The sequence below is a fragment of the Cellulomonas pasadenensis genome (genome assembly GCF_047229365.1).
Lineage (GTDB): Bacteria > Actinomycetota > Actinomycetes > Actinomycetales > Cellulomonadaceae > Cellulomonas.
Window position 1 is genome coordinate 1 of sequence record NZ_JBFTEP010000031.1, and the last position, 21,044, is coordinate 21,044.

The following is a 21,044-nucleotide window of genomic DNA, read 5'->3' on the forward strand; positions in this document are numbered from 1 at the left end:
GCGCGGTAGTCTACGGGCGGCGCGACGTTCGCGCCGGCGCCCGCCCTCGCACCCCCGCAGCCGCCGGCGCCCGTCGCCGCCCCGGCACCGGCCGCCGCGCCCGCGCCGGCGCGCACGGAGCCCCGCCGCGCGGCCGGTGGACCGTCCGCCCGCTCGGGCATGGGCACCGCCCAGCACGAGGGCGACGTCTCGATCGACGAGGTGCTCATCGAGATGCACCGCCTCGGCGCGTCCGACGTGCACTTCACGGCCGGCTCGCCGCCGATGGCCCGCGTCTCCGGTGCGCTGAAGCCGCTCGAGCAGTTCGGCACGATGCTGCCCGAGCCGCTGCGCCGCAGCCTGTACGCGATGCTCACGCAGAAGCAGCGCGAGAAGTTCGAGAGCGAGCTCGAGCTCGACATCTCGTACGCCGTCCGCGGCCTGGCCCGGTTCCGCGTGAACATCTACCAGCAGCGCGAGTCCGTCGGCGCCGCCTTCCGCGTCATCCCCTACGAGATCAAGCCGCTCGAGGACCTCGGCGTCCCGCAGTCGGTCGGCTCCTTCGCGGGCCTGCCGCGCGGGCTCGTCCTCGTCACGGGCCCCACGGGCTCCGGCAAGTCGACGACGCTCGCGTCGATCATCGACCTCGCGAACCGCACGCGCGAGGACCACATCATGACGGTCGAGGACCCCATCGAGTTCCTCCACCGGCACAAGAAGTGCATCGTCAACCAGCGCGAGGTCGGCGCCGACACGCACTCGTTCGCCAACGCGCTCAAGCACGTGCTCCGCCAGGACCCCGACATCATCCTCGTCGGCGAGATGCGCGACCTCGAGACGATCTCCGTCGCGCTGACCGCGGCCGAGACCGGTCACCTCGTCTTCGCGACCCTGCACACGCAGGACGCCGCGCAGACGATCGACCGCATCATCGACGTCTTCCCGTCGGGGCAGCAGGCGCAGGTCCGCACGCAGCTCGCCAGCGCGATCCAGGGCGTCGTCTGCCAGACGCTCTGCAAGAAGGCCAACGGCACGGGCCGCGTCGTCGCGACCGAGGTCATGCTGGCCACGCCGGCGATCCGCAACCTCGTCCGCGAGGGCAAGACGCACCAGATCTACTCGGCCATGCAGGCCGGCGCGGACGACGGCATGCACACGATGGACCAGAACCTGGCCGAGCTGGTCAAGCGCGGGAAGATCACGTACGAGGTCGGCCTGGACAAGGCGCACCACATCGAGGACTTCAACAAGCTCGTCGGACGCACGTCGCGCGTGCGCCAGGGCGCGTCGTCCACGCAGGGCTTCGGCGGCGCCGCCGCCCCCGGCATCTCCAGCCTCGGAGGTTACTGATGGCCGTCATGCGCACGTACGAGTACGAGCTGTCGGACCGCTCCGGCAAGGTCGTCAAGGGCCGGATCGACGCGCAGAACGAGGAGGCGGTCGCCAACCGCCTGCGGCAGATGGGCATGGCCCCCATCGCCATCAACGAGGTCTCGAGCTCGGGCCTCAACACCGAGATCAAGCTCCCCGGCTTCGGCGACAACGTGAAGCTGAAGGACCTCGCGGTCATGGCGCGCCAGCTCGCGACGATGATCAGCGCGGGCCTCTCGCTGCTGCGCGCGCTGACGATCCTGTCGGAGCAGACCGAGAGCAAGCCGCTCGCGAAGGCGCTGAGCACGGTGCGCAGCGACGTGGAGACGGGTGGCTCGCTGTCGGAGTCGCTCACCAAGCACCGCGAGATCTTCCCGCCGCTCATGATCAACATGATCCGCGCGGGCGAGGTCGGTGGCTTCCTGGAGAAGGCGCTGACGTCCGTCGCGGAGAACTACGAGTCCGAGGTCAAGCTCCGGGCGCAGATCAAGTCCGCCATGACGTACCCCGTCATGGTATTCGCGATGGCGATCCTCGCGGTCGTGGGCATGCTCCTGTTCATCGTGCCGATCTTCGAGCAGATGTTCACTGACCTCGGCGGTGCGCTCCCTGCACCGACGCAGTTCCTGGTGTTCCTTTCGGGGATCATGAAGTACGCCGCGCCGGCACTCGCCGTCGGCGTCGTGGTATTCACCATCTGGTGGCGCAAGCACAAGAACGACGACGCGATCCGCTCCAAAGTGCAGCCGATGATGCTGAAGATCCCGGTCTTCGGCCCACTGTTCAAGAAAGTCGCGATCGCGCGGTTCACCCGCAACTTCGGCACCATGCTGGGGGCCGGCGTGCCGATCCTCCAGGCCCTCGACATCGTCGGGGAGACGAGCGGCAACTACGTCATCGAGGTGGCGGTGAAGGACATCCAGCAGGGCGTCCGCCAAGGTCAGCCGCTCTCGCTGCCGCTCGCGAAGCACTCCGTGTTCCCGCCGATGGTCGTGCAGATGATCAGCACGGGCGAGGACGCGGGCTCGCTCGAGCAGATGCTCGAGAAGATCGCCGTCTTCTACGACGAGGACGTCACGGCGACCACGGAGCAGCTCACGAGCCTCATCGAGCCGCTCATGATCGCCATCCTCGGCGTCATCATCGGCGGCATGATCGTCGCCCTCTACATGCCGATCTTCTCCATCTTCGAACTGGTGCAGTGAGGCGTCACCCGTCCGCCGACGGCCGACCGGGTGAATGCGCGCGCAGGCCTCAAGGGCCGCCCGCCCGGGGTCGATGAGCAGCACGTAGCACCGAACCCGCCGGCTCCGGCCGGCACTGAATCCCGACATCGAAGGCAGGCATCATCATGATGGCTCGTGTTCGCAAGGCCATGGACGAGCGTGAGAAGGGCTTCACGCTCATCGAGCTCCTCGTCGTCATCATCATCATCGGCATCCTCGCCGCGATCGCCATCCCGGCGTTCCTCAACCAGCGCCAGAACGGCTGGGCCTCCCAGGTCGAGTCGGACGTGAAGAACGCGGCCATCGCAGCGGAGTCGTTCGCCGTCGGCAACAACGGCTCTTACGTCGGTCTGGACGCGGCGGACGCGCTCGAGGACAACGGCTTCCGCGGTACGCAGGACGTCACGGTCAACGTCACGACGGCCGACGCCGACCAGTTCGTCATCGTGGGCTCGCACTCGCGTCTCGACGCGGCGCGCACGTGGACGTACGACAGCGAGACCGGCGTGATCGTCGACTCGGAGGACCCGGTCACCCCGTGACCTCGGTCTGAGCTGCTCCAGGGGTGTGGGGCGTCGCGCGAGCGACGCCCCACACCCCTGAGGTCCACCCGGAGCAGTCCACGCCGGTGAGCACTACCCACACGTCCCGCTCCACCCCGACGAGCACCCGGAGGCCCGCAGTGCGCACCTGGTGGCACCGCCTGCATCGCGTCGCCCGTGACGACGCCGGCCTGACCCTGGCCGAGATCCTCGTCGCGATGCTCATCTTCGCCATGGTGAGCACGGGCCTCGCGTACTCGATGATCGGGACGCTCAACCTCACGCGCGAGTCGCGCGTCCGCGTCGTCGCGGCGAACCTCGCTGCCGAGGAGATCGACCTCGCCCGGGACACCGACGACCTCTTCGACCTGCTCAACGAGACGCGCTCGGTCACGATCAACAACGACGTGTTCCGGGTCGAGCGCCGGACGCAGTGGGTCTCCGACCCCGCCGCCGACTTCTCGTGCGGCTCGAGCGCCGGTGGGGGCACGCTGCGGTACAAGCGCGTGAACGTCACCGTCACGTGGGGCGGCATGCGCGCCGGCGCGCAGCCGGTCCGCAGCGACACGGTCCTCAACCCGGACGACCACATCAACGACCCCACCAAGGGCACGATCCTCGTCTCGGTGCTGCGTGCCGACGGCACGGGCAACCCGAACGTGACGATCACCGCGACGCCGTCGACGGGATCGGTCGTCAGCCCGACGGACGCGCAGGGCTGCACGTACATCCTCCGCGTCGACCCGGGCACGTACACGATCAAGGCCCAGCGCACCGGGCACGTGAGCGACGCCCAGCTGTCCGCGCCGGCGCAGACGGTGTCGGTGACCCCGGGCACCACGGCGTCCGTCGGCTTCCAGATGGACCAGGCGGCCACGTTCAACTCCGTGCTCGCGCCGGGCGCGCCCGCCGGCACGCGCGTGCCGAGCAGCGGCGCCATGCCCGTGTCGGTGGTGAGCACGTACGGCAACGCGACGCCGACGCCCGTCGCCGGCGGTGGCACGCTGACCCCGCGGTTCTCTCTGCACCCGTTCACGTCGGGCTACCAGCCGTTTGCGGGGTCCTGCCTCGGGTCGGACCCGCGCAACTGGCCCGACGTCGTCGAGGGCGCCACGACGTTCCGCGCCGCACTGCCGGACGCCGTGGCCGCCGAGCCGGGCGGAACGGTGACGATGAACGTCCCGATGGGCCTGGTGCAGGTCACGGGCGGCGGCTCCGGCACGTACCTGCGCGCCGAGTCGATGACCCCGATCGAGACAGAGCCGCCGACGCCGGGCTGCGAGACGACCGTCTCGTACGCCTTCGGCAACGTGCTGCCGAGCTCGGGCGGGTCCTCGGTCGTCATCGCCCTGCCGTACGGCACGTGGCGCCTGCTGCAGGGGTCGAGCACCTCGCAGTCGAACGTCGTCCAGCACAACCGCATCACGCCCGTCGTGCTCGCGCCCGGGACGGTGCCGCAGCGTCTGACGGTCACGAACGTCAGCGGCACGGGCGTCGTCACGGTGGACCCGCGCATGGCGGTCGCCCCGTGACCGCGCTGCTGCGCCGCGCCCGCGCTGGTGCCCGCGGCGACGCCGGGCTGACACTGCCCGAGCTGCTCGTCACGATGTTCCTCCTCTCGATGATCACCGTGCTGATGGTCGGGACCATCTCCGGCTTCTCCCGCGCCTTCACGCGCGACCGATCGGCGAGCGACTCGACGATGGTCGCCGCGACCGGCATGAAGGAGGTCACGCGTGTCGTCCGCTCCGGCACGGAGCTGCGGCTCACCGGCGGGGGCTCGGCGAGCGCGCCCGTGTTCATCGAGGCGAAGCCGAACACCCTGACGATGTACGCGTACATCGACACCAACTCGGCCTCGCCCCGCCCGATGAAGGTCCGGTTCGCGATCGACGCCCAGCGACGGCTCGTCGAGACCCGGTGGCCGGCCACCAACACGACGGCGCCGTGGAGCTTCCCGCCCATGAGCAGCCCGTCGTCGAGCCGTCCCGTCGCGCGGTTCATCCCGACGTCCGCACCGGCGCTGTTCGAGTACCTCGATAAGGACAACCAGCCGATATCCGCGCCGAGCGGCGGCTTCACCTCCACGCAGCTGAAGGACATCGCCGCCGTGCGGGTGACGCTCACGGTGCAGGCCGACGCCACCGACCGTGCCGAGCCCGTCACGGTCCACAACGCCGTCGGCATCCCGAACCTTGGCATCTCCCGAGTGAGGCCCTGATGAGCATCGTCCGTCTCGTCCGCTCCCGCATCGACGACCGCGAGCGGGGTGTCGCCCTGATCATGGTCATCGGCATGACGATCCTGCTCAGCGGGCTCGTCGTCGCCGGCGTCGCCTACGCCACGGGGTCGGCGCGCCAGTCGCAGCGCGACCAGGACTGGAGCTCCGCACTGGCTGCCGCGTACGCCGGCGTCGAGGAGTACGAGAGCCGCCTGGCGAACGACCTCGGCTACTTCGCCTACGGCAACCCGGCGGCGCCGTTCAGCGCCACGAGCGCGGGCCGCCTCACGCTCCCGTCGGGCGCCGCCGCCAACCCGGCGTTCGGGCTCGGCACGAGCGGCACGTGGGCGACCGTGGCGGGCAGCAGCAACAACGCGGAGTTCCGCTACGAGGTCGACAACTCGCGCTTCTACCTCGACGGCACGCTCCGGCTGCGCTCCACCGGCCGCGCGGGCGGTGAGACGCGCACGATCGTTGCGGACATCAAGCAGAAGGGCTTCATCGACTTCCTGTACTTCACCGACTACGAGGTCACCGACCCGCAGGCGCTGAACCCGACGAGCACCGCCAACTGCGCGATCCACTACTACGACGCCGCGAGCCGCTCGCACTGCAACACGATCTTCTTCGGCGGCGCAGACGAGATCAACGGGCCGCTGCACTCGAACGACGCGATCCAGACGAACGGTCCCGCGCGGTTCAACGGCAAGGTGACCACGGCGTACAAGGCGGCGTCCGGTGCGAACTACGTCCGCAGCGGCGGTACCGCGCCGACGTTCTACCTCTCCGGCGACCCTCAGCACGTCGCGACGATCGGCATGCCGGCCACGAACTCGCAGATCAAGAAGGAGACGCGGTCGGACCTGCCGACCGAGGTCCCGGTCACCGGCTGCCTGTACACGGGCCCGACCAAGATCACGTTCCACGACAACGGCCAGATGACCGTGATCTCGCCGTGGACCAAGATGACGAACACGACCGGGACGTCCGACACCGGCGGCTCGAACCCGTCGAAGTGCGGTGTGCCCGGCAGCTCGGGTCTGGCCGCGAAGACGGGCTCCGCCTTCACGGGCCAGCGCATCCCGATCCCGCAGAACCTCGTCGTGTACATCCAGAACGTGCCGAACGTGACCGGCAATGTGAACCGCACGTCCGGGACCACGACGCCGTACGGCTCGGCCACGTGCCCGACCAACGGCAACGCGATCGGTTACCCGCTCGCCAACGAGTCGCTGCCGTTCACGAACGCGTACGGGTGCCGGAACGGCGACCTCTTCGTCCAGGGCACGCTCAAGGGCAACATGACGATCGCCGCGGAGAACTACATCTACGTGACGGGCGACATCCGCTACAAGGACTCCGCCGAGGACATGCTCGGCCTCGTCGGCAACAACGCCGTCTGGGTGTACAACCCGATGCGCGCCGGCGACACGCAGACCAACCGCACGAGCGCGCAGGCCACGACCCTCGAGGGGTCGGGGTACGTGTGCACGATGACGAGCGGCGGCTGGAGCCCCCGGTACACCTGCCGCCTCGGCGAGGAGCTGCTGGGCGGCACCGACCGCCGCATCGACGCCGCGATCCTCTCCGTCGCGCACACGTTCATGGTGCAGAACTACAACAAGGGCACCGCCCGCGGGACCCTCACGGTGAACGGCGCGATCGGGCAGAAGTTCCGCGGCCCCGTCGGCACCGGCTCGGGCGCGTCCATGAGCACCGGCTACGGCAAGGACTACAACTACGACGAGCGCTTCCGCTACACGGCCCCGCCCAAGTTCCTCTCGCCCGTGACGACCACCTACGGTGTCAGCGTGTGGGTCGAGGTGGAGCCGGCGTTCGAGCCGGACGGCAGCGCGAGCTGAGCACGTGACCGCGGTCCTCCTCGTCCTCGCCGGGCTCGTCGGCCTCGCGATCGGCTCGTTCCTCAACGTCGTCGTGTGGCGCGTGCCCCGGGGCGAGTCGGTCGTCAGCCCGCCGAGCGCGTGCCCGCGCTGCGGGCACGGCATCCGGCCGCGGGACAACGTCCCCGTCCTCGGGTGGCTGCTGCTGCGCGGCCGCTGCCGCGACTGCGGCGAGCCGATCGCGGCGCGCTACCCGCTGGTCGAGGCGGCCACCGGGCTGGCCTTCGTCGCCGCGACGGCCTGGCTCCTCACCCGCGACGACGGGCTGTGGCTCCTGCCGGCCGTCTGGTACCTCGTCGCGATCGGCGTCGCGCTGGCGCTGATCGACCTCGACACGCACCGGCTGCCCGACGTCATCGTCCTGCCGTCGTACGGCGTCGCGGCGGTGCTGCTCGCGGTCGCCTCCGCCGGCACGGACCAGTGGGACGCCCTGCTGCGCGCCGCGATCGGCGGCGCCGCGCTGTGGGTCTTCTACTTCGTGCTCGTCCTCGCCTACCCGCGCGGCATGGGCTTCGGCGACGTCAAGCTCGCCGGCGTCCTCGGCATGTACCTGGCGTGGGTCGGGTGGGGCGCGCTCGTCGTCGGCGGGTTCGCCGCGTTCGTGTGCGGCGGCGTCTACGCGCTGGGCCTCGTGGTGACGCGCCGCGCCGGCCGGAAGTCCGGCGTGCCCTTCGGCCCGTGGATGCTGCTCGGCTGCGCCGTCGGGCTCGTCGTGGGGGAGACGCTCTGGGGCGCCTACCTCGACGCCGCGCTCGGCGCCTGACCGCGCGTCGCCGCGCGCCACCAGCGCATCTGCCCCGCGCCACGGCTCAAGCCGGGTGCCGCGCCGACCGATACAGCAGACGTCGTCGTGACGCTCGGAGGGATGCCACGTGGGCAAGACGCGTGTGATCGGCCTGGACATCGGGACCACCCATGTCCGCGCCGCGGAGCTGGAGTTCGGCAGCGGTGGCCCGTCGGCCACGTCGCGCCCCCGGCTCCTCAAGCTGGGTGTCGCGCCCCTGCCGCCGGGTGCGGTGCGCGAGGGCGAGGTGGTGGAGCGCCAGACCGTCGGCAGCGCCATCAAGCGCCTGTGGGCGGAGCAGAAGTTCAGCCACAAGAACGTCGTCCTCGGCGTCGGCAACCAGCGCGTCGTGGTCCGTGACCTCGACCTGCCGGCCATGCCGATGGCGCAGGTGCGGTCGTCGCTGCCGTTCCAGGTGGCCGACCTCATCCCCGTCGCCGTGGACGACGCGATCCTCGACTACCTGCCGGTGGGCACGCGTCCGGGGGAGGGCGGCGAGGTCATGCAGGGCCTGCTCGTCGCCGCCACCAAGGACACCGTGAGCGCCAACACCGCGGCGGTCGAGATCGCCGGGCTCCGTCCCGTGGTGGTCGACCTCAGCGCGTTCGCGCTGTCGCGGGCCATGGCGCGCGGCGAGGCGCTCGACCACACGATCGCGGTGGTCGACGTCGGCGCGCGCGTGACGACGGTCGCCGTCGTCGCGCAGGGCGTGCCACGCATGGTCCGCATGCTGCCCTCGGGCGGTCAGGACGTCACCGAGGCGGTCGCGGCCGCGCTCCAGGTGCCGCTCGACCAGGCCGAGATGGCCAAGCGCTCGATCGGCGTCGGCTACGCGGCCGCGCCCGAGCACGAGCGCGCGGCCGAGCAGATCGTCACGGTGGTCTCGGCGCTCGTCGAGGCCGTCCGCAACACGATGGTCTACTACGCCAGCAGCCACCCCGGTGCCGCGGTCGAGCACGTCGTCCTCACCGGCGGCGCCTCGCACCTGCCCGGCCTCGGCCAGTACCTGTCGACCGCGACCCGCCTGCCCGTGAGCGCCGGCCAGCCGTTCGACAACGTCGACCTGGACCGTGGCGTCTCGACCCCGCGCCTCGCCGAGGAGCAGCACACCCTCGCGATCGCGCTCGGCCTCGCGATGGGAGCCGTCGCATGAGCACCGTCCTCAGCCGCCCGCTGACCACGAAGAAGAGCGCGGCCACCGGCTTCCCGGCCGTGCCGCAGGTCAACCTGCTGCCCCCCGAGTACGGCGCCCGCCGCGCGCTCGCCGCGCTCAAGCGCCGCCTGCTGTTCGCCCTCGTCGTCGTGCTCGCCGTCGCGGCCGTCGCCTACGGCGTCGCGTTCACGACGCTCACCGCCGCGCGCGCCGAGCAGACGCGCGCCGAGCAGGAGACGACCCGCCTGCTGCAGGAGCAGCAGCAGTACGCCGAGGTGCCGCAGGTGCTCGGCCAGCTGACGCGGGCGGAGGACGCCCGCCGGCTCGGCATGTCCACGGAGATCATGTGGGCGCCGTACCTGCGTGCCGTCGGTGCCGTCATGCCCGAGGGCATGCTGCTCACGCAGTTCGCGATGACCGGCGCCACGCCGATGCTCGCGCCCGCGCCGCCGTCGAACCCGCTGCAGAAGGAGACGGTGTCGGCGCTCGCGTTCGAGGCCGTCACCGACGAGGTCGTCGACACGGCCGCGTGGGCCGACGCGCTGAACGCGATGCCCGGCTTCCACGACGCGTGGGTGAGCACCGCCTCCGCCGACGAGTACAACGGGCAGCCGGTCTACAAGTACACGAGCACGGTCCGCGTCACGTCCGACGCCTACGCCGACCGCTTCGCCGAGGAGGAGTGACGTGAACTCGAAGTCATCGGCCTGGGTCGGCGGCACCGTCGTCGTCTCGGTCCTCGTCCTCGCCCTCGCGTACTTCCTCGCGATCTCGCCCACGCTCGCGTCCGCGTCGACCGCCCGGTCCGACACCGACGCCGCGGAGATGCGCAACGGGCAGCTCCAGGTGCAGCTCACCGAGCTCAAGGCGCAGTTCGCGAACCTCGACGCGTCGAAGGCCGAGCTCGCCGCGCTGCAGAAGCAGATCCCGAGCGACGCCCAGCTGTCCGAGTACCTCCGCACGATGCAGGCGCACGCGGAGGCGTCGGGCGTGACGATCGTCGAGATGGACGTCGCCGAGCCCGAGGCCGTCGCACCGGCCGACGTGCCCGTCGAGGCGCCGACCACCGAGGAGCCCGCAGAGGGCGAGGCGGCCGAGGGCGAGGCATCCGACGGGGAGGCGCCGGCGGACGGCGCGGCCGCCGAGGGCGGTGCGCTGCCCGACGGCAGCGCCCCAGCGGCCCCGGCGCCCACCGGTCCGGTCCCCGTCGAGGGCTTCGGCGGCTACCAGGTCCAGGTGACGATCGTCGGCACGGTCGTCAACGGCCTGGCGTTCATGGAGAAGATGCAGACGGTCGGCGACCGGCTGTTCCTGGCCACGGAGTTCGAGGCCAAGGGCCTCGCGGCCGAGGAGGCCAAGGGTGCGCGCCCTGCCACGCAGGAGGGCGACATGGAGCTCAAGCTCACCGGCTACGTGTGGGTGCTGCCCGGGCTCGACGGCGCGACCGCGCCGGCCGACCCGGAGGCGGAGACGCCGCTCGCGCCGCTCCCCGGCGCGGTGGACCCGCGGTTCGGCGCCGAGGGCGGCGGCAGCGGCACCGTCGGCTGACGGGTACCGCAGCCGCACCGCACCGCACCTGACCGCACCCCGCGGCCCGCACGACACCCGTCGTGCGGGCCGCGCCCGCGTACACCCCGGCACGCGCTCCGCAACGCGTCCCCGCAGGCGGACGGCGCGCCGAGCGTGCGCGCCCTCGTGGGAGGATCCCCCTCATGCTCCGTTGGTTGACGTCCGGCGAGTCGCACGGTCCCGCGCTCGTCGGCATCCTCGACGGCCTCCCGGCCGGCGTCCAGGTCCGCACCTCCGACATCCAGGCCGCGCTCGCGCGGCGCCGGCTCGGCTACGGCCGCGGCGCGCGCATGAAGTTCGAGCAGGACGAGGTGCGGCTGCTCGGCGGCGTGCGCCACGGCCTCACGCAGGGCGGCCCGATCGCGATCGAGATCGGCAACACCGAGTGGCCCAAGTGGGTCGACGTGATGGCCGCCGACCCGGTGGACGACCCGGCGCTGCTGAACCGGGCGCGCAACGCGCCGCTCACGCGGCCGCGGCCCGGCCACGCGGACCTCGTCGGCATGCGCAAGTACGGGTTCGACGACGCCCGGCCCGTCCTCGAGCGCGCGAGCGCCCGCGAGACGGCCACGCGCGTCGCGCTCGGCACGGTCGCGGCGCACTTCCTCGAGCAGGCCGCCGGCGTGCGCCTCGTGTCGCACGTCGTGGGCATCGGCCCGGTCGCCGTGCCGGACGACGCGCCGCTGCCGACGCCGGACGACGTCGCCGCGCTCGACGCCGACCCGGTGCGCTGCTTCCACGCGGAGACGTCGGCGGCGATGGTCGCCGAGATCGACGAGTGCCACAAGGACGGCGACACGCTCGGCGGCGTCGTCGAGGTGCTCGTGCACGGGCTCCCGTCGGGCATCGGCACGTACGTGCACGGCGACCGCCGCCTCGACGCGCGCCTCGCGGCGGCGCTCATGGGCATCCAGGCGATCAAGGGCGTCGAGGTCGGTGACGGCTTCCGCACCGCGGCCCGCCGCGGCTCGCAGGCGCACGACGAGATCGAGCGCGACGCGTCCGGGCGGATCGTGCGCCGCACCAACCGTGCGGGTGGCATCGAGGGCGGCATGTCGAACGGCGAGGTCGTGCGCGTGCGGGCCGCGATGAAGCCGATCTCGACCGTCCCGCGGGCACTCGACACGGTCGACACGGCCACCGGCGAGGCGGCCAAGGCGCAGCACCAGCGCTCCGACGTGTGCGCGGTGCCGCCGGCGGCGGTCGTCGCCGAGGCGATGGTCGCGCTCGTCGTCGCCCAGACGCTGCTCGAGAAGTCGGGCGGCGACTCGGTGGCCGAGGTGCGGCGCAACCTCGACGCGTACCTGGCGGCGGTGCCCGAGCTGCTGCGCTGACGCGGTCCACCCGGCGGCGGTCGCGGACCCCCGACCGCCGCCGGAGGGCCCCAGCAGTTCCGTCCGGTGCCGACGTATCACCCGCCGACCGGCCGGCCCCCTGCAGATGGAGCCGTCGCTCCCGCGGCGGCCCGTCCAGGTTCTGGGGGAACCATGACGCTCGCACCGCAACGCCCCGAGTCACCTCAGCCGGCGTCCCCGGACGCCGGTCACAACGCGCCCCGGACCGTCGAGCAGCTCACCTCGGCGGGCACCTCCGCGCACGGCCTCGGCTACGGCCGCCGGCCGGCCCGCGGCCACGGGCACGACGTCCGCGGCCTGCAGTACCTCCCGTTGTCGACCCTGCACGAGGGCCGCTTCGGCCGGCTCTTCCGGCTCCCGCCGTACGTCCCGTCCGACGCCGAGATCCGCGAGGTCGCCGACCTCATGGAGGAGGGCGCCTCCGGCGGCGACCCGACGATGAACAACCCACGCATCCCCGCCGGGTACACGTACCTCGGCCAGTTCATCGACCACGACCTCACGTTCGACCCGGTCTCGAGCCTCACGCGGCAGAACGACCCGGACGCGCTGACCAACTTCCGCAGCCCGCGCTTCGACCTCGACTGCCTCTACGGCCGGGGACCGGCCGACGACCCGTTCCTGTACGACCAGGACAGCCAGGTCGCCGGCGCCGCCAAGATGCTGATCGGCAACAACGGCCTCGACGACGACCTGCCGCGCAACGTGCAGGGCGTCGCGCTGCTGGGCGACCCGCGCAACGACGAGAACACCTTCGTCGGCCAGCTCCAGCTCACCATGCTCAAGTTCCACAACGCCGTGATGGACCGCGTCCTCGACGACCCGCACCTGGCGCGGGGGAGCGAGACGCCGTTCGAGACCGCGCAGCGCATCGTGCGGTGGCACTACCAGTGGGTCGTCGTGCACGACTTCCTGCGCCGCACGATCGGTGACGCCACGTTCGGCCGGCTGCTCGACGAGTCCGACGGCGTGCCGCGCCTCTCGCTGCAGCACTTCTCCTGGCGGCACGCGCCGTACATGCCGGTGGAGTTCTCCGTGGCGGCGTACCGGTTCGGGCACTCGCAGGTGCGCGGCCGGTACCGGCTGAACACGGTGGTGGGCGCGCCGGACCCGCAGGCGCAGGACGCCCCTCCCGGGCTGCCGACGTTCACGGCGCAGTCCGTCACCGCCGACCCGCTCGGGCACTTCGGCGGGTTCCGGCCGCTGCCGCGCTTCTGGACCATCGAGTGGGCGCGGTTCTTCGAGGTCGAGGGCGCCGGCAGCGACGGCCTGCAGCTGTCGCGGCACATCGACACGCGGCTGGCGAACCCGCTGAAGGCGCTGCCGCCGGAGATCGCGGGCGACGTCCCGTCGCTCACGTTCCGCAACCTCGTGCGCGGCGCGCGGCTGCTGCTCCCGTCGGGGCAGGCGGTCGCCGCGCGGATGGGGCTGACCCGGCTGACCGAGGAGGAGCTCGGGCTGGGCGGCCGGCCCGCGCCGCTCTGGTACTACGTGCTGCGGGAGGCGTCCGTCCAGGCCGGCGGCGAGCACCTCGGCGAGGTGGGCGGGACGATCGTCGGCGAGGTGTTCCTCGGGCTGCTCGCCGCGGACCCGTCGTCGTGGCTGCGCAACGAGCCCACGTGGCGGCCGTTCCTCGGCGAGGGCGACGACTTCGACATGCCGGCGCTGCTGCGGTTCGCGGGGCACGGGCTCGGCCCGACCCCCGCACCGCGTGGTCCCGCCGCCGGGGACGACGCTCCGGCGCCCGCCTGACGGACCCGGTACGGACCCGGTGCCGGTGGCCCGCCGCGGCGGACCACCGGCACCCCCGCGCAGGACGGCGACTACCCTGCCTCCGTGCCCGCTGACACCCCCGGTCCCCGTGTCGTCCTCGTCGGCCCCCCGGGTGCGGGAAAGTCGACGGTCGCGGCGGCGCTCGCCGAGCGCTGGCGGCTGACCGTCCGCGACACGGACGCCGACGTGGAACGCGTCGCCGGCAAGCCGATCACCGAGATCTTCGTCGACGACGGCGAGCCGGCGTTCCGCGCGCTGGAGCGCGACGCCGTGGCGGCGGCCCTCACGGAGCACGACGGCGTGCTCGCGCTCGGCGGCGGCGCGGTGCTCGACGCGGGCACCCGCGCGGCGCTGGCCGACTACCGGGCCGGCGGCGGGGTGGTCGTCTTCCTCGACGTGTCGCTCGCGCACGCGGCGCCGCGCGTCGGCCTGAACCGGTCGCGTCCGCTGCTGCTCGGCAACCCCCGGGCGCAGTGGCAGGCGCTCATGGACGCGCGGCGTCCCGTGTACGAGGAGGTCGCCACGCTGCGCGTGCCGACCGACGGCCTGCGCCCGGCGGGCGTGGCCGAGGCGATCGAGTCCGCGCTGACCGACCTGCGGGTCGGCGGCGGCACCGAGGAGGAGCAGCGATGAGCACGACGACGACCGGTACCGACGCCGGCACGCCCGGCACGCGGACCGTCCGGGTCGCGGGGGAGCAGCCCTACGACGTCGTCGTCGGCCGCCACCTGCTGGGCCACCTGCCCGCGCTGCTGGGCGAGGCGGTGCGCCGCGTGCTCGTCGTGCACCCGCCGACGCTCGCCACGTCCGCGGACGCCGTGCGCGAGGACCTGCTCGCGCAGGGGTACGAGGTGTTCCTCGCCGAGGTGCCCGACGCCGAGGAGGCCAAGACCGCGCAGGTCGCCGCGTTCCTGTGGCAGGTGCTGGGGCAGGCGGACTTCACGCGCAGCGACGCCGTGATCGGTCTGGGCGGCGGCGCCACGACCGACCTCGCCGGCTTCGTCGGAGCCACGTGGCTGCGCGGCGTCCGGGTGGTGCACGTGCCGACGACCGTGCTCGCCATGGTCGACGCGGCGGTCGGCGGCAAGACCGGCATCAACACCGCCGAGGGCAAGAACCTCGTCGGCGCGTTCCACCCGCCGGCCGGTGTGCTGTGCGACCTCGCGGCGCTCGAGTCGATGAACCGGCACGACTTCGTCGCCGGGCTCGCCGAGGTCGTCAAGGCCGGCTTCATCGCCGACCCGCGCATCCTCGAGCTGGTCGAGGAGAACACGGCGCTGCTCACCGACCCCGCCGCCGCGGCGGCGTCGCCCGTGCTGCTCGAGCTCATCGAGCGGGCGGTGGCCGTCAAGGCGCGCGTCGTGGGCGAGGACCTCCGGGAGGCGGGCCTGCGCGAGATCCTCAACTACGGCCATACGCTCGGGCACGCCGTCGAGCACGTCGAGCGCTACCGCTGGCGGCACGGCGCCGCCGTGTCGGTCGGCATGGTGTTCGCCGCGGAGCTGGCCCGGCTCGCCGGCCGGCTCGACGACGACGTCGTGGCGCGGCACCGGTCGGTCCTCACCGCGCTCGGCCTGCCGGTCACGTACCGCGGCGACCGCTGGGAGCAGCTCATGGCCGCGATGCGGCGGGACAAGAAGACGCGCGGCGACCTGCTGCGGTTCGTCGTCCTGGAGGACGTCGGCCGCCCGGTGCGCCTGGAGGGCCCGGACCCGACCCTCCTCGCCGCCGCGTACGCGGAGATCTCGGTCGACCGCACCCCCACGGCCACCATCGACCTCTGACCCCACCGCCTGGCGGTGAGACCGTCGCTCCGGGGACGTGCGCACCCGCCGACGACGGTCTCACCGGCGCGGTGAGCCGCCCACAGCCCGCCGAGACGGCGTGGGTGTCCACGGGGGGCAGCTCCGGCGAGAGTGCGTCGGACGGGCGTGGCCCCACGGTCGGGGCATGCCTGGCTCATCGACACCGCGTGGGTGCCGCCCGTCGCCCGCAGGCAGCGCGGCGTCGTCACGCGGCGCCAGGCCGTCGCCGCGGGCCTCACGGCCGACCAGGTACGGCACCGGCCGGAGCGGCGGGTCCGGGTCCGGGTCGCCGGGGCGGCGCTGTGCTGCGCCGCCACCTCGCTGTCCGCCGGGGCCGACGTGTACGCCGCCTGGCTCACGTGGCCGGATGCGGTGCCGGCGCTGACGAGCGCCGCGCGTCTGCACGGGATGCCGGTACCGGACGACGGCCAGGTCCACGTGCTCGTACCCACGCCGCGGCGCCCCCCGCGGACGGCTCCGCACCCACGAGCATCGAGGGGTCGGGGACGAGGTGTCGTCCTACGGCGACGTGCCGGTGACGCGGCCGGCGCGCACGGTGCTCGCCGAAGGCGAGGTCGCCCGCGCGGCGGTGGCCGAGGGTCGGCAGAGCGCACGATGTCTTGCCCCGACTTCAGCACCATTGCAAAGGCTGTGGTCTTGTTGACAGACGTACAAGGTCGAGCACTTGTGCGCTCGCCCACAATGGTGGACACTTGTTCGATGTTCGTGATGACCGTCGACCAGCGGGGGAGCCGGCGCGGGGCCGACCTCGTCCCGGACCTGCTCGAGCGGCTCGACGGCGCACCGGGTCTGGTGCGCGGGTTCGAGCGCACCGTCGGCGACGAGGTGCAGGGCGTGCTCGACGACGCCGAGGACGTGGTCGGGCTCGTGCTCGCCCTCGTGCGCGTCGGCGGCTGGAGCGTCGGTGTCGGCGCCGGGCCGGTGCAGGAGCCGCTGCCCGCGTCGCCGCGCGCGGGCACGGGGGAGGCGTTCGTGCTCGCACGGGCGGCGGTCGAGGCGGCGAAGAGCCGGCAGCGACCGGTGCCGCTGGCGGTGCGGGGCGTCGACGCGGTCGCCGCCGGCGACGCCGAGGCGGTCCTGACGCTGCTCGGCGCCGTGCTGGGGCGCCGCACCCCCGCCGGCTGGGACGCCGTGGACGCGGTGCGCTCGGGCGCCGGGCAGGACGTCGTCGCGCGAGGGCTCGGCGTCACGCAGCAGGCGGTCAGCCAACGGCTGCGGGCCGCCCTGTGGGCGGAGGAGGAGGCGGTGCGTCCCGTCGCGGCGCGCCTGTTGACGGCCGCGCAGGGCTGACGCCAGGGTCGTCGCGTGCACCCCGCCCTCCTGGCCCTCGTCTGGGTCGCCGCCCTCGCCGTGTCCGCCGGCGGCGGCTGGTACAGCACCCGGCTCGTCCTCGACCTCGCGTCCCGCTCCGCCGACGCCGGCCGGGAGACGCCGTCCGCCCAGGCGACGGCCGGACCCCTCACCCTCAGCGACGGGCCCGAGGGGCCGGGCGCCCGGCGGGTGCTGCGCGGCGGGACGTGGATCGGACTGCTGGAGCGGCTCGGCGTGACGGCCAGCATCCTCGCGGGCATGCCCGAGGGCGCCGCGATCGTCGTCGCGGTCAAGGGCCTCGGCCGCTACGCCGAGCTGCGGGACAACCCGGGGGCGTCCGAGCGGTTCGTCATCGGCACGCTGGCGTCGCTCGTGTGGGCGTCGCTCGTGGGGTTCGCCGGTCGTCTGGTGCTCGCCTGAGACGCACGGCGCGCGGGCGGGCGGCCCCCGACCCGGTACGATGGACGACGGCCCGCGGCCGGGTCGCCCGCACGGCGACCGCTGCGGGCGGCCGGCGCCCCTGCGCCGCTCACGCGCCGGGACGGGCGCACCTCGACCACCGACTGGGAGAACGACGCTCGTGGCGACCACCAACGACCTGAAGAACGGCACCGTGCTGAAGATCGACGGCCAGCTGTGGACCGTCATCGAGTTCCAGCACGTCAAGCCCGGCAAGGGTGGCGCGTTCGTGCGCACCAAGCTGAAGAACGTGCTGTCCGGCAAGGTCGTCGACCGCACGTTCAACGCGGGCATCAAGGTCGAGACCGCGAACGTCGACAAGCGCGACATGCAGTACCTGTACAAGGACGGCGACGACTTCGTGTTCATGGACACGGACACGTACGACCAGATCAACGTCCCCGCCGCGACCGTCGGCGACGCCGCGAACTTCATGCTCGAGTCGCAGACGGCGCTCGTCGCGACCAACGAGGGCGTGCCGCTCTACGTCGAGCTGCCGCCGTCGGTCACCCTCGAGGTCACGTACACCGAGCCGGGCCTGCAGGGCGACCGCTCGTCGGCCGGCACCAAGCCCGCCACGCTCGAGACCGGCTACGAGATCCAGGTGCCGCTCTTCCTCGAGTCGAACACCAAGGTCAAGGTCGACACCCGCGACGGGTCGTACCTCGGCCGCGTGAACGACTGACGTGGGCGCCCGGACCAAGGCGCGCAAGCGCGCGCTCGACGTGCTGTTCGAGGCCGACCAGCGCGGTGTCGCGGTCGGCGAGCTCCTCGCGCGCCGCGTCGTCGAGCCGGGCGCCGAGACGGCGCTGCCGCAGTACAGCGTCGACCTCGTCGAGGGCGTCCTGGCCCACCTCGAGCGCATCGACGAGGTGCTCGCGACGCACGCGCACGGCTGGACGATCGCGCGCATGCCCGCGGTCGACCGCGCGCTGCTGCGCCTCGCCACATGGGAGATCCTCTGGAACGACGACGTGCCCGACGCCGTCGCGGTCGACGAGGCCGTGGGCCTGGCCCGCGAGCTGTCGACCGACGAGTCGCCGTCGTTCGTCAACGGGCTCCTCGGCCGCATCGTCGAGCTGAAGCCGACGCTGCTGGCCTGACGCGGCAGCCGACCGACCGCGCGGGCGGTGCGACCCCTCGGGGACGCACCGCCCGCGTCGTCGTCCGGGCCGCGACGACGTCCGCACCGAGCCGGCGGTCGCGCACCGCGCAGCCGTCAGAGCATCTCCGACGACGTGGCCGCGTCCTCGACGCCGCCCGGCACGACCCGCAGCGGCCGCGGCACGATGCGGGCGCGCGCCCGGCGCGGCAGCTCGGACCGGGGGACCGGCCGGGCGCCGCGGACGGGCAGCCCGGGCGCGGGCCGGCCCACGAACATGCCCTGCGCCCGCCGCACGCCGAGGTCGATGAGCACCTGCAGGTCGCCCGCGGACTCGACGCCCTCGGCCACGACGTCGAGCCCGTGGTGCTCCGCGAGCGCGACGATCGCCCGGACCGGTCCGGCCCCGCGGGGCGTGCGGACCTCCCGCACGAACGACCGGTCGATCTTCAGCACGTCGACGGGCAGCCGCGCGAGCCGCGCCAGCGAGCTGAACCCCGTGCCGAAGTCGTCCAGGGCGATGCGCGCACCCCGGGCGCGCAGCTCGGACAGCACCGGGACGGCCGTCGTGGTCCGGAGCATGGTGCTCTCCGTGATCTCGACGGTCAGGTGCTCCCAGGGGCTGCCGCCCCAGGCGTCCTCGATGCGCTCGAGGACGTCGGACTCGTGCAGCTCGCGCGCCGAGAGGTTGACGGCCACCGGCATCTGGTGGCGGTCGAGCGCGCGCCGCGCCTGGCGGAACATCGCGTGCCCGATCGGGACGATGAGCCCGGTCTGCTCGGCGAGCGTCAGCCAGTGCTCGGGCAGGATGACCTTGTCGCCCTCCTGCCACCGTGCGAGCGCCTCGAGGCCGATGACCTCGAGCGTGCCCGTGTCGACGATCGGCTGGTAGTACGCCGTGATGCGGTCCTCCTCGACCGCCCGCTCGAGCGCGGCCCGCAGCCGGCGCGAGTCCTCCGCGCGGGCACGCAGCGCCGAGTCGAAGACGCGGTGGCCGCTGCGGGCGCGCTTGGCCTCGAGCATGGCGTCGTCGGCGTGCCGCAGCAGGGCGTCGGCGTCGATGACCTCCTCGGGGTTCCACGTCGCGACGCCGCACGTCAGACGCGGGCCGGCCGGGTTGCCGACGCGCGCGTCGAAGCCGGCGCGCAGCCGCCGCGCCAGGTCGGCGAGCTCGGCGTCGGTCGGCGCGCGCGACACGACGACCGCGAACTCGTCGCCCGCGAGGCGCGCCACGTACGTCTCGGCGCCGCTCCACGTGCGCAGGTAGTCGGCGGTACGCCGCAGCAGGTCGTCGCCCTGGGCGTGCCCCTGGCGGTCGTTGACGTCCTTGAACCCGTCGATGTCGCAGTAGATGACGGAGACGCGCGTGCGCTCGACGGCGGCGCGCTCGAGGGTGTCGAGGAGGTAGCGGTCCGCGGCGCGCCGGTTCGGCAGGCCGGTGAGCGCGTCGGTCTCGGCGGCGCGGGAGAGGCGGTCGGTGAGCGCGTACCGCTCGGCGGCGGTGGCGACGACGACGGCGAGGTCGATGAGGAACGTGCGCTCGTGCGCGGCGAGGCGGGACGCGTCGGCGGGGAAGAGCTCCGCGACGAAGCGCTCGCGCTGCAGCGGGCGCAGCGAGCCCTCCACGGTGGGGTCGTCGAGGACGGTCCGGGCGACGTCGCGGGCGTGCTCGAGCAGCGCGTCGGCGTCGCGGCTGAACCACGCCGCGTTGGTGAGGTCCGCGAGCGCGTCCCGCATGAGCTCGCGGCGCTGCGCGGTGAGCTGGGAGCGGCGCAGCCGCACGAGCGCGAGCGACTCGAGGCCGACCGCGAGGGGGATCGGCCACAGGCCGCCGAGCGCGGCGGCGTCGTGCCGGTCGTCGAGGAGGATGCCGCCGGTCAGCAGGACCAGGGAGAGCGTGCCGGCGCCGACGAGCAGCCACCCGAGGCCGGTGATGCGCGACGCGCCGAGCGCGGCGACGACGTACCCGACGCTGACGGCGAGCGCGACGAACAGCAGGGCGACCGCGAGCGCGTGGGGCGTGGAGCCGTCGCCGGCGTCGAGGCCGGGTGCGACGGGCGCGACGACCCACAGGAGGCTGCGCACGGCGAGCAGGGTCGCCGTGACGGCCACCCACGGACCCAGCCGCGGCCCCGTGCCGCCGAACGCCCGCGTCGCGGGCAGGCACAGCAGGACGACGGCGGCGACGAGCTGCGCGTGCAGGAACGCGAGGACGCCCCGCCCGAGCGAGCTCGCGGTGACGCCGTGCAGGCCGGCCGTGAGCAGCATGAGCGCCATGGCGGCGGACAGCCACAGGGCCCACGCGGACCCGTCGGGTCGCAGCGAGCCGCGCCACCACACCCAGTGGAGCGCGCAGAAGCCACCCACCAGCCCGGCAGCGAGGAGCTGCAGGACGGTGGTCCACAGCGGTACGTCACCGAGCACGTGGAGTGCATCGGTCGTCCCGGGCACGGTGTTGAACGGCAACCGGGT

The 21,044-nt window shown here is 73.2% G+C and carries 19 protein-coding genes; 18 read left to right on the forward strand and 1 reads right to left on the reverse strand.

Annotated elements, in window-relative coordinates; genetic code table 11:
* Positions 1-159 precede the first annotated feature (159 nt).
* The 18 genes from AB6N23_RS06540 to nusB all read left to right on the forward strand — a co-directional run bounded on the left by AB6N23_RS06540 (position 160) and on the right by nusB (position 18,573).
* Positions 160-1,329 (forward strand): type IV pilus twitching motility protein PilT, encoded by a 1,170-nt coding sequence (locus AB6N23_RS06540; RefSeq protein WP_412865287.1) that lies wholly within the window; start codon positions 160-162, stop codon positions 1,327-1,329.
* Positions 1,329-2,555 (forward strand): type II secretion system F family protein, encoded by a 1,227-nt coding sequence (locus tag AB6N23_RS06545; RefSeq protein WP_412865288.1) that lies wholly within the window; start codon positions 1,329-1,331, stop codon positions 2,553-2,555. Before AB6N23_RS06540 ends, AB6N23_RS06545 begins: the two co-directional genes overlap by 1 nt.
* A 146-nt stretch (positions 2,556-2,701) precedes the next feature.
* Positions 2,702-3,118 carry a prepilin-type N-terminal cleavage/methylation domain-containing protein gene (locus tag AB6N23_RS06550; protein WP_412865289.1) on the forward strand — a complete coding sequence of 139 codons (417 nt, stop codon included), beginning with the start codon at positions 2,702-2,704 and terminating at the stop codon, positions 3,116-3,118.
* A gap of 140 nt (positions 3,119-3,258) precedes the next feature.
* Positions 3,259-4,650, forward strand: a complete 1,392-nt coding sequence (locus tag AB6N23_RS06555; protein ID WP_412865290.1) for a prepilin-type N-terminal cleavage/methylation domain-containing protein — start codon at positions 3,259-3,261, stop codon at positions 4,648-4,650.
* Positions 4,647-5,339 carry a PulJ/GspJ family protein gene (locus AB6N23_RS06560; RefSeq protein ID WP_412865291.1) on the forward strand — a complete coding sequence of 231 codons (693 nt, stop codon included), beginning with the start codon at positions 4,647-4,649 and terminating at the stop codon, positions 5,337-5,339. Before AB6N23_RS06555 ends, AB6N23_RS06560 begins: the two co-directional genes overlap by 4 nt.
* Complete coding sequence (locus tag AB6N23_RS06565; RefSeq protein ID WP_412865292.1) at positions 5,339-7,201, forward strand: pilus assembly PilX family protein; 1,863 nt, start codon at positions 5,339-5,341, stop codon at positions 7,199-7,201. The genes AB6N23_RS06560 and AB6N23_RS06565 overlap by 1 nt, the downstream gene beginning before the upstream one ends.
* Positions 7,202-7,205: 4 nt before the next feature.
* Complete coding sequence (locus AB6N23_RS06570; protein WP_412865293.1) at positions 7,206-8,003, forward strand: prepilin peptidase; 798 nt, start codon at positions 7,206-7,208, stop codon at positions 8,001-8,003.
* A gap of 109 nt (positions 8,004-8,112) precedes the next feature.
* On the forward strand, positions 8,113-9,177 hold the full coding sequence (gene pilM / locus AB6N23_RS06575; RefSeq protein WP_412865294.1) for a type IV pilus assembly protein PilM: 1,065 nt from the start codon (positions 8,113-8,115) through the stop codon (positions 9,175-9,177).
* Positions 9,174-9,863: a fimbrial assembly protein gene (locus AB6N23_RS06580; RefSeq protein ID WP_412865295.1), complete on the forward strand. Its 690-nt coding sequence runs from the start codon at positions 9,174-9,176 to the stop codon at positions 9,861-9,863. The genes pilM and AB6N23_RS06580 overlap by 4 nt, the downstream gene beginning before the upstream one ends.
* Position 9,864: 1 nt before the next feature.
* Positions 9,865-10,725: a hypothetical protein gene (locus tag AB6N23_RS06585; RefSeq protein WP_412865296.1), complete on the forward strand. Its 861-nt coding sequence runs from the start codon at positions 9,865-9,867 to the stop codon at positions 10,723-10,725.
* Positions 10,726-10,889: 164 nt separating this feature from the next.
* Entirely contained in the window at positions 10,890-12,080 is a 1,191-nt protein-coding gene (gene aroC / locus AB6N23_RS06590) for a chorismate synthase (RefSeq protein WP_412865297.1), read from the forward strand.
* 153 nt (positions 12,081-12,233) lie between these two features.
* Positions 12,234-13,853 (forward strand): peroxidase family protein, encoded by a 1,620-nt coding sequence (locus AB6N23_RS06595; RefSeq protein WP_412865298.1) that lies wholly within the window; start codon positions 12,234-12,236, stop codon positions 13,851-13,853.
* 84 nt (positions 13,854-13,937) lie between these two features.
* Complete coding sequence (locus tag AB6N23_RS06600) at positions 13,938-14,507, forward strand: shikimate kinase (RefSeq protein ID WP_412865299.1); 570 nt, start codon at positions 13,938-13,940, stop codon at positions 14,505-14,507.
* The gene (aroB, locus tag AB6N23_RS06605; RefSeq protein WP_412865300.1) at positions 14,504-15,658 is read left to right on the forward strand and encodes a 3-dehydroquinate synthase; all 1,155 of its coding nucleotides are present in this window, start codon (positions 14,504-14,506) and stop codon (positions 15,656-15,658) included. The genes AB6N23_RS06600 and aroB overlap by 4 nt, the downstream gene beginning before the upstream one ends.
* Before the next feature lie 741 nt (positions 15,659-16,399).
* On the forward strand, positions 16,400-16,990 hold the full coding sequence (locus tag AB6N23_RS06610) for a hypothetical protein (RefSeq protein ID WP_412865301.1): 591 nt from the start codon (positions 16,400-16,402) through the stop codon (positions 16,988-16,990).
* Between the two features lie 15 nt (positions 16,991-17,005).
* Positions 17,006-17,431, forward strand: a complete 426-nt coding sequence (locus AB6N23_RS06615) for a hypothetical protein (RefSeq protein WP_412865302.1) — start codon at positions 17,006-17,008, stop codon at positions 17,429-17,431.
* Between the two features lie 160 nt (positions 17,432-17,591).
* Complete coding sequence (gene efp, locus AB6N23_RS06620) at positions 17,592-18,155, forward strand: elongation factor P (RefSeq protein ID WP_378208763.1); 564 nt, start codon at positions 17,592-17,594, stop codon at positions 18,153-18,155.
* Between the two features lies 1 nt (position 18,156).
* Positions 18,157-18,573 (forward strand): transcription antitermination factor NusB, encoded by a 417-nt coding sequence (gene nusB / locus AB6N23_RS06625; protein WP_378208765.1) that lies wholly within the window; start codon positions 18,157-18,159, stop codon positions 18,571-18,573.
* 116 nt (positions 18,574-18,689) lie between these two features.
* Here nusB and AB6N23_RS06630 read toward each other — a convergent pair whose 3' ends face one another.
* Positions 18,690-20,996, reverse strand: a complete 2,307-nt coding sequence (locus AB6N23_RS06630; RefSeq protein WP_412865303.1) for a putative bifunctional diguanylate cyclase/phosphodiesterase — start codon at positions 20,994-20,996, stop codon at positions 18,690-18,692.
* Positions 20,997-21,044 lie beyond the last annotated feature (48 nt).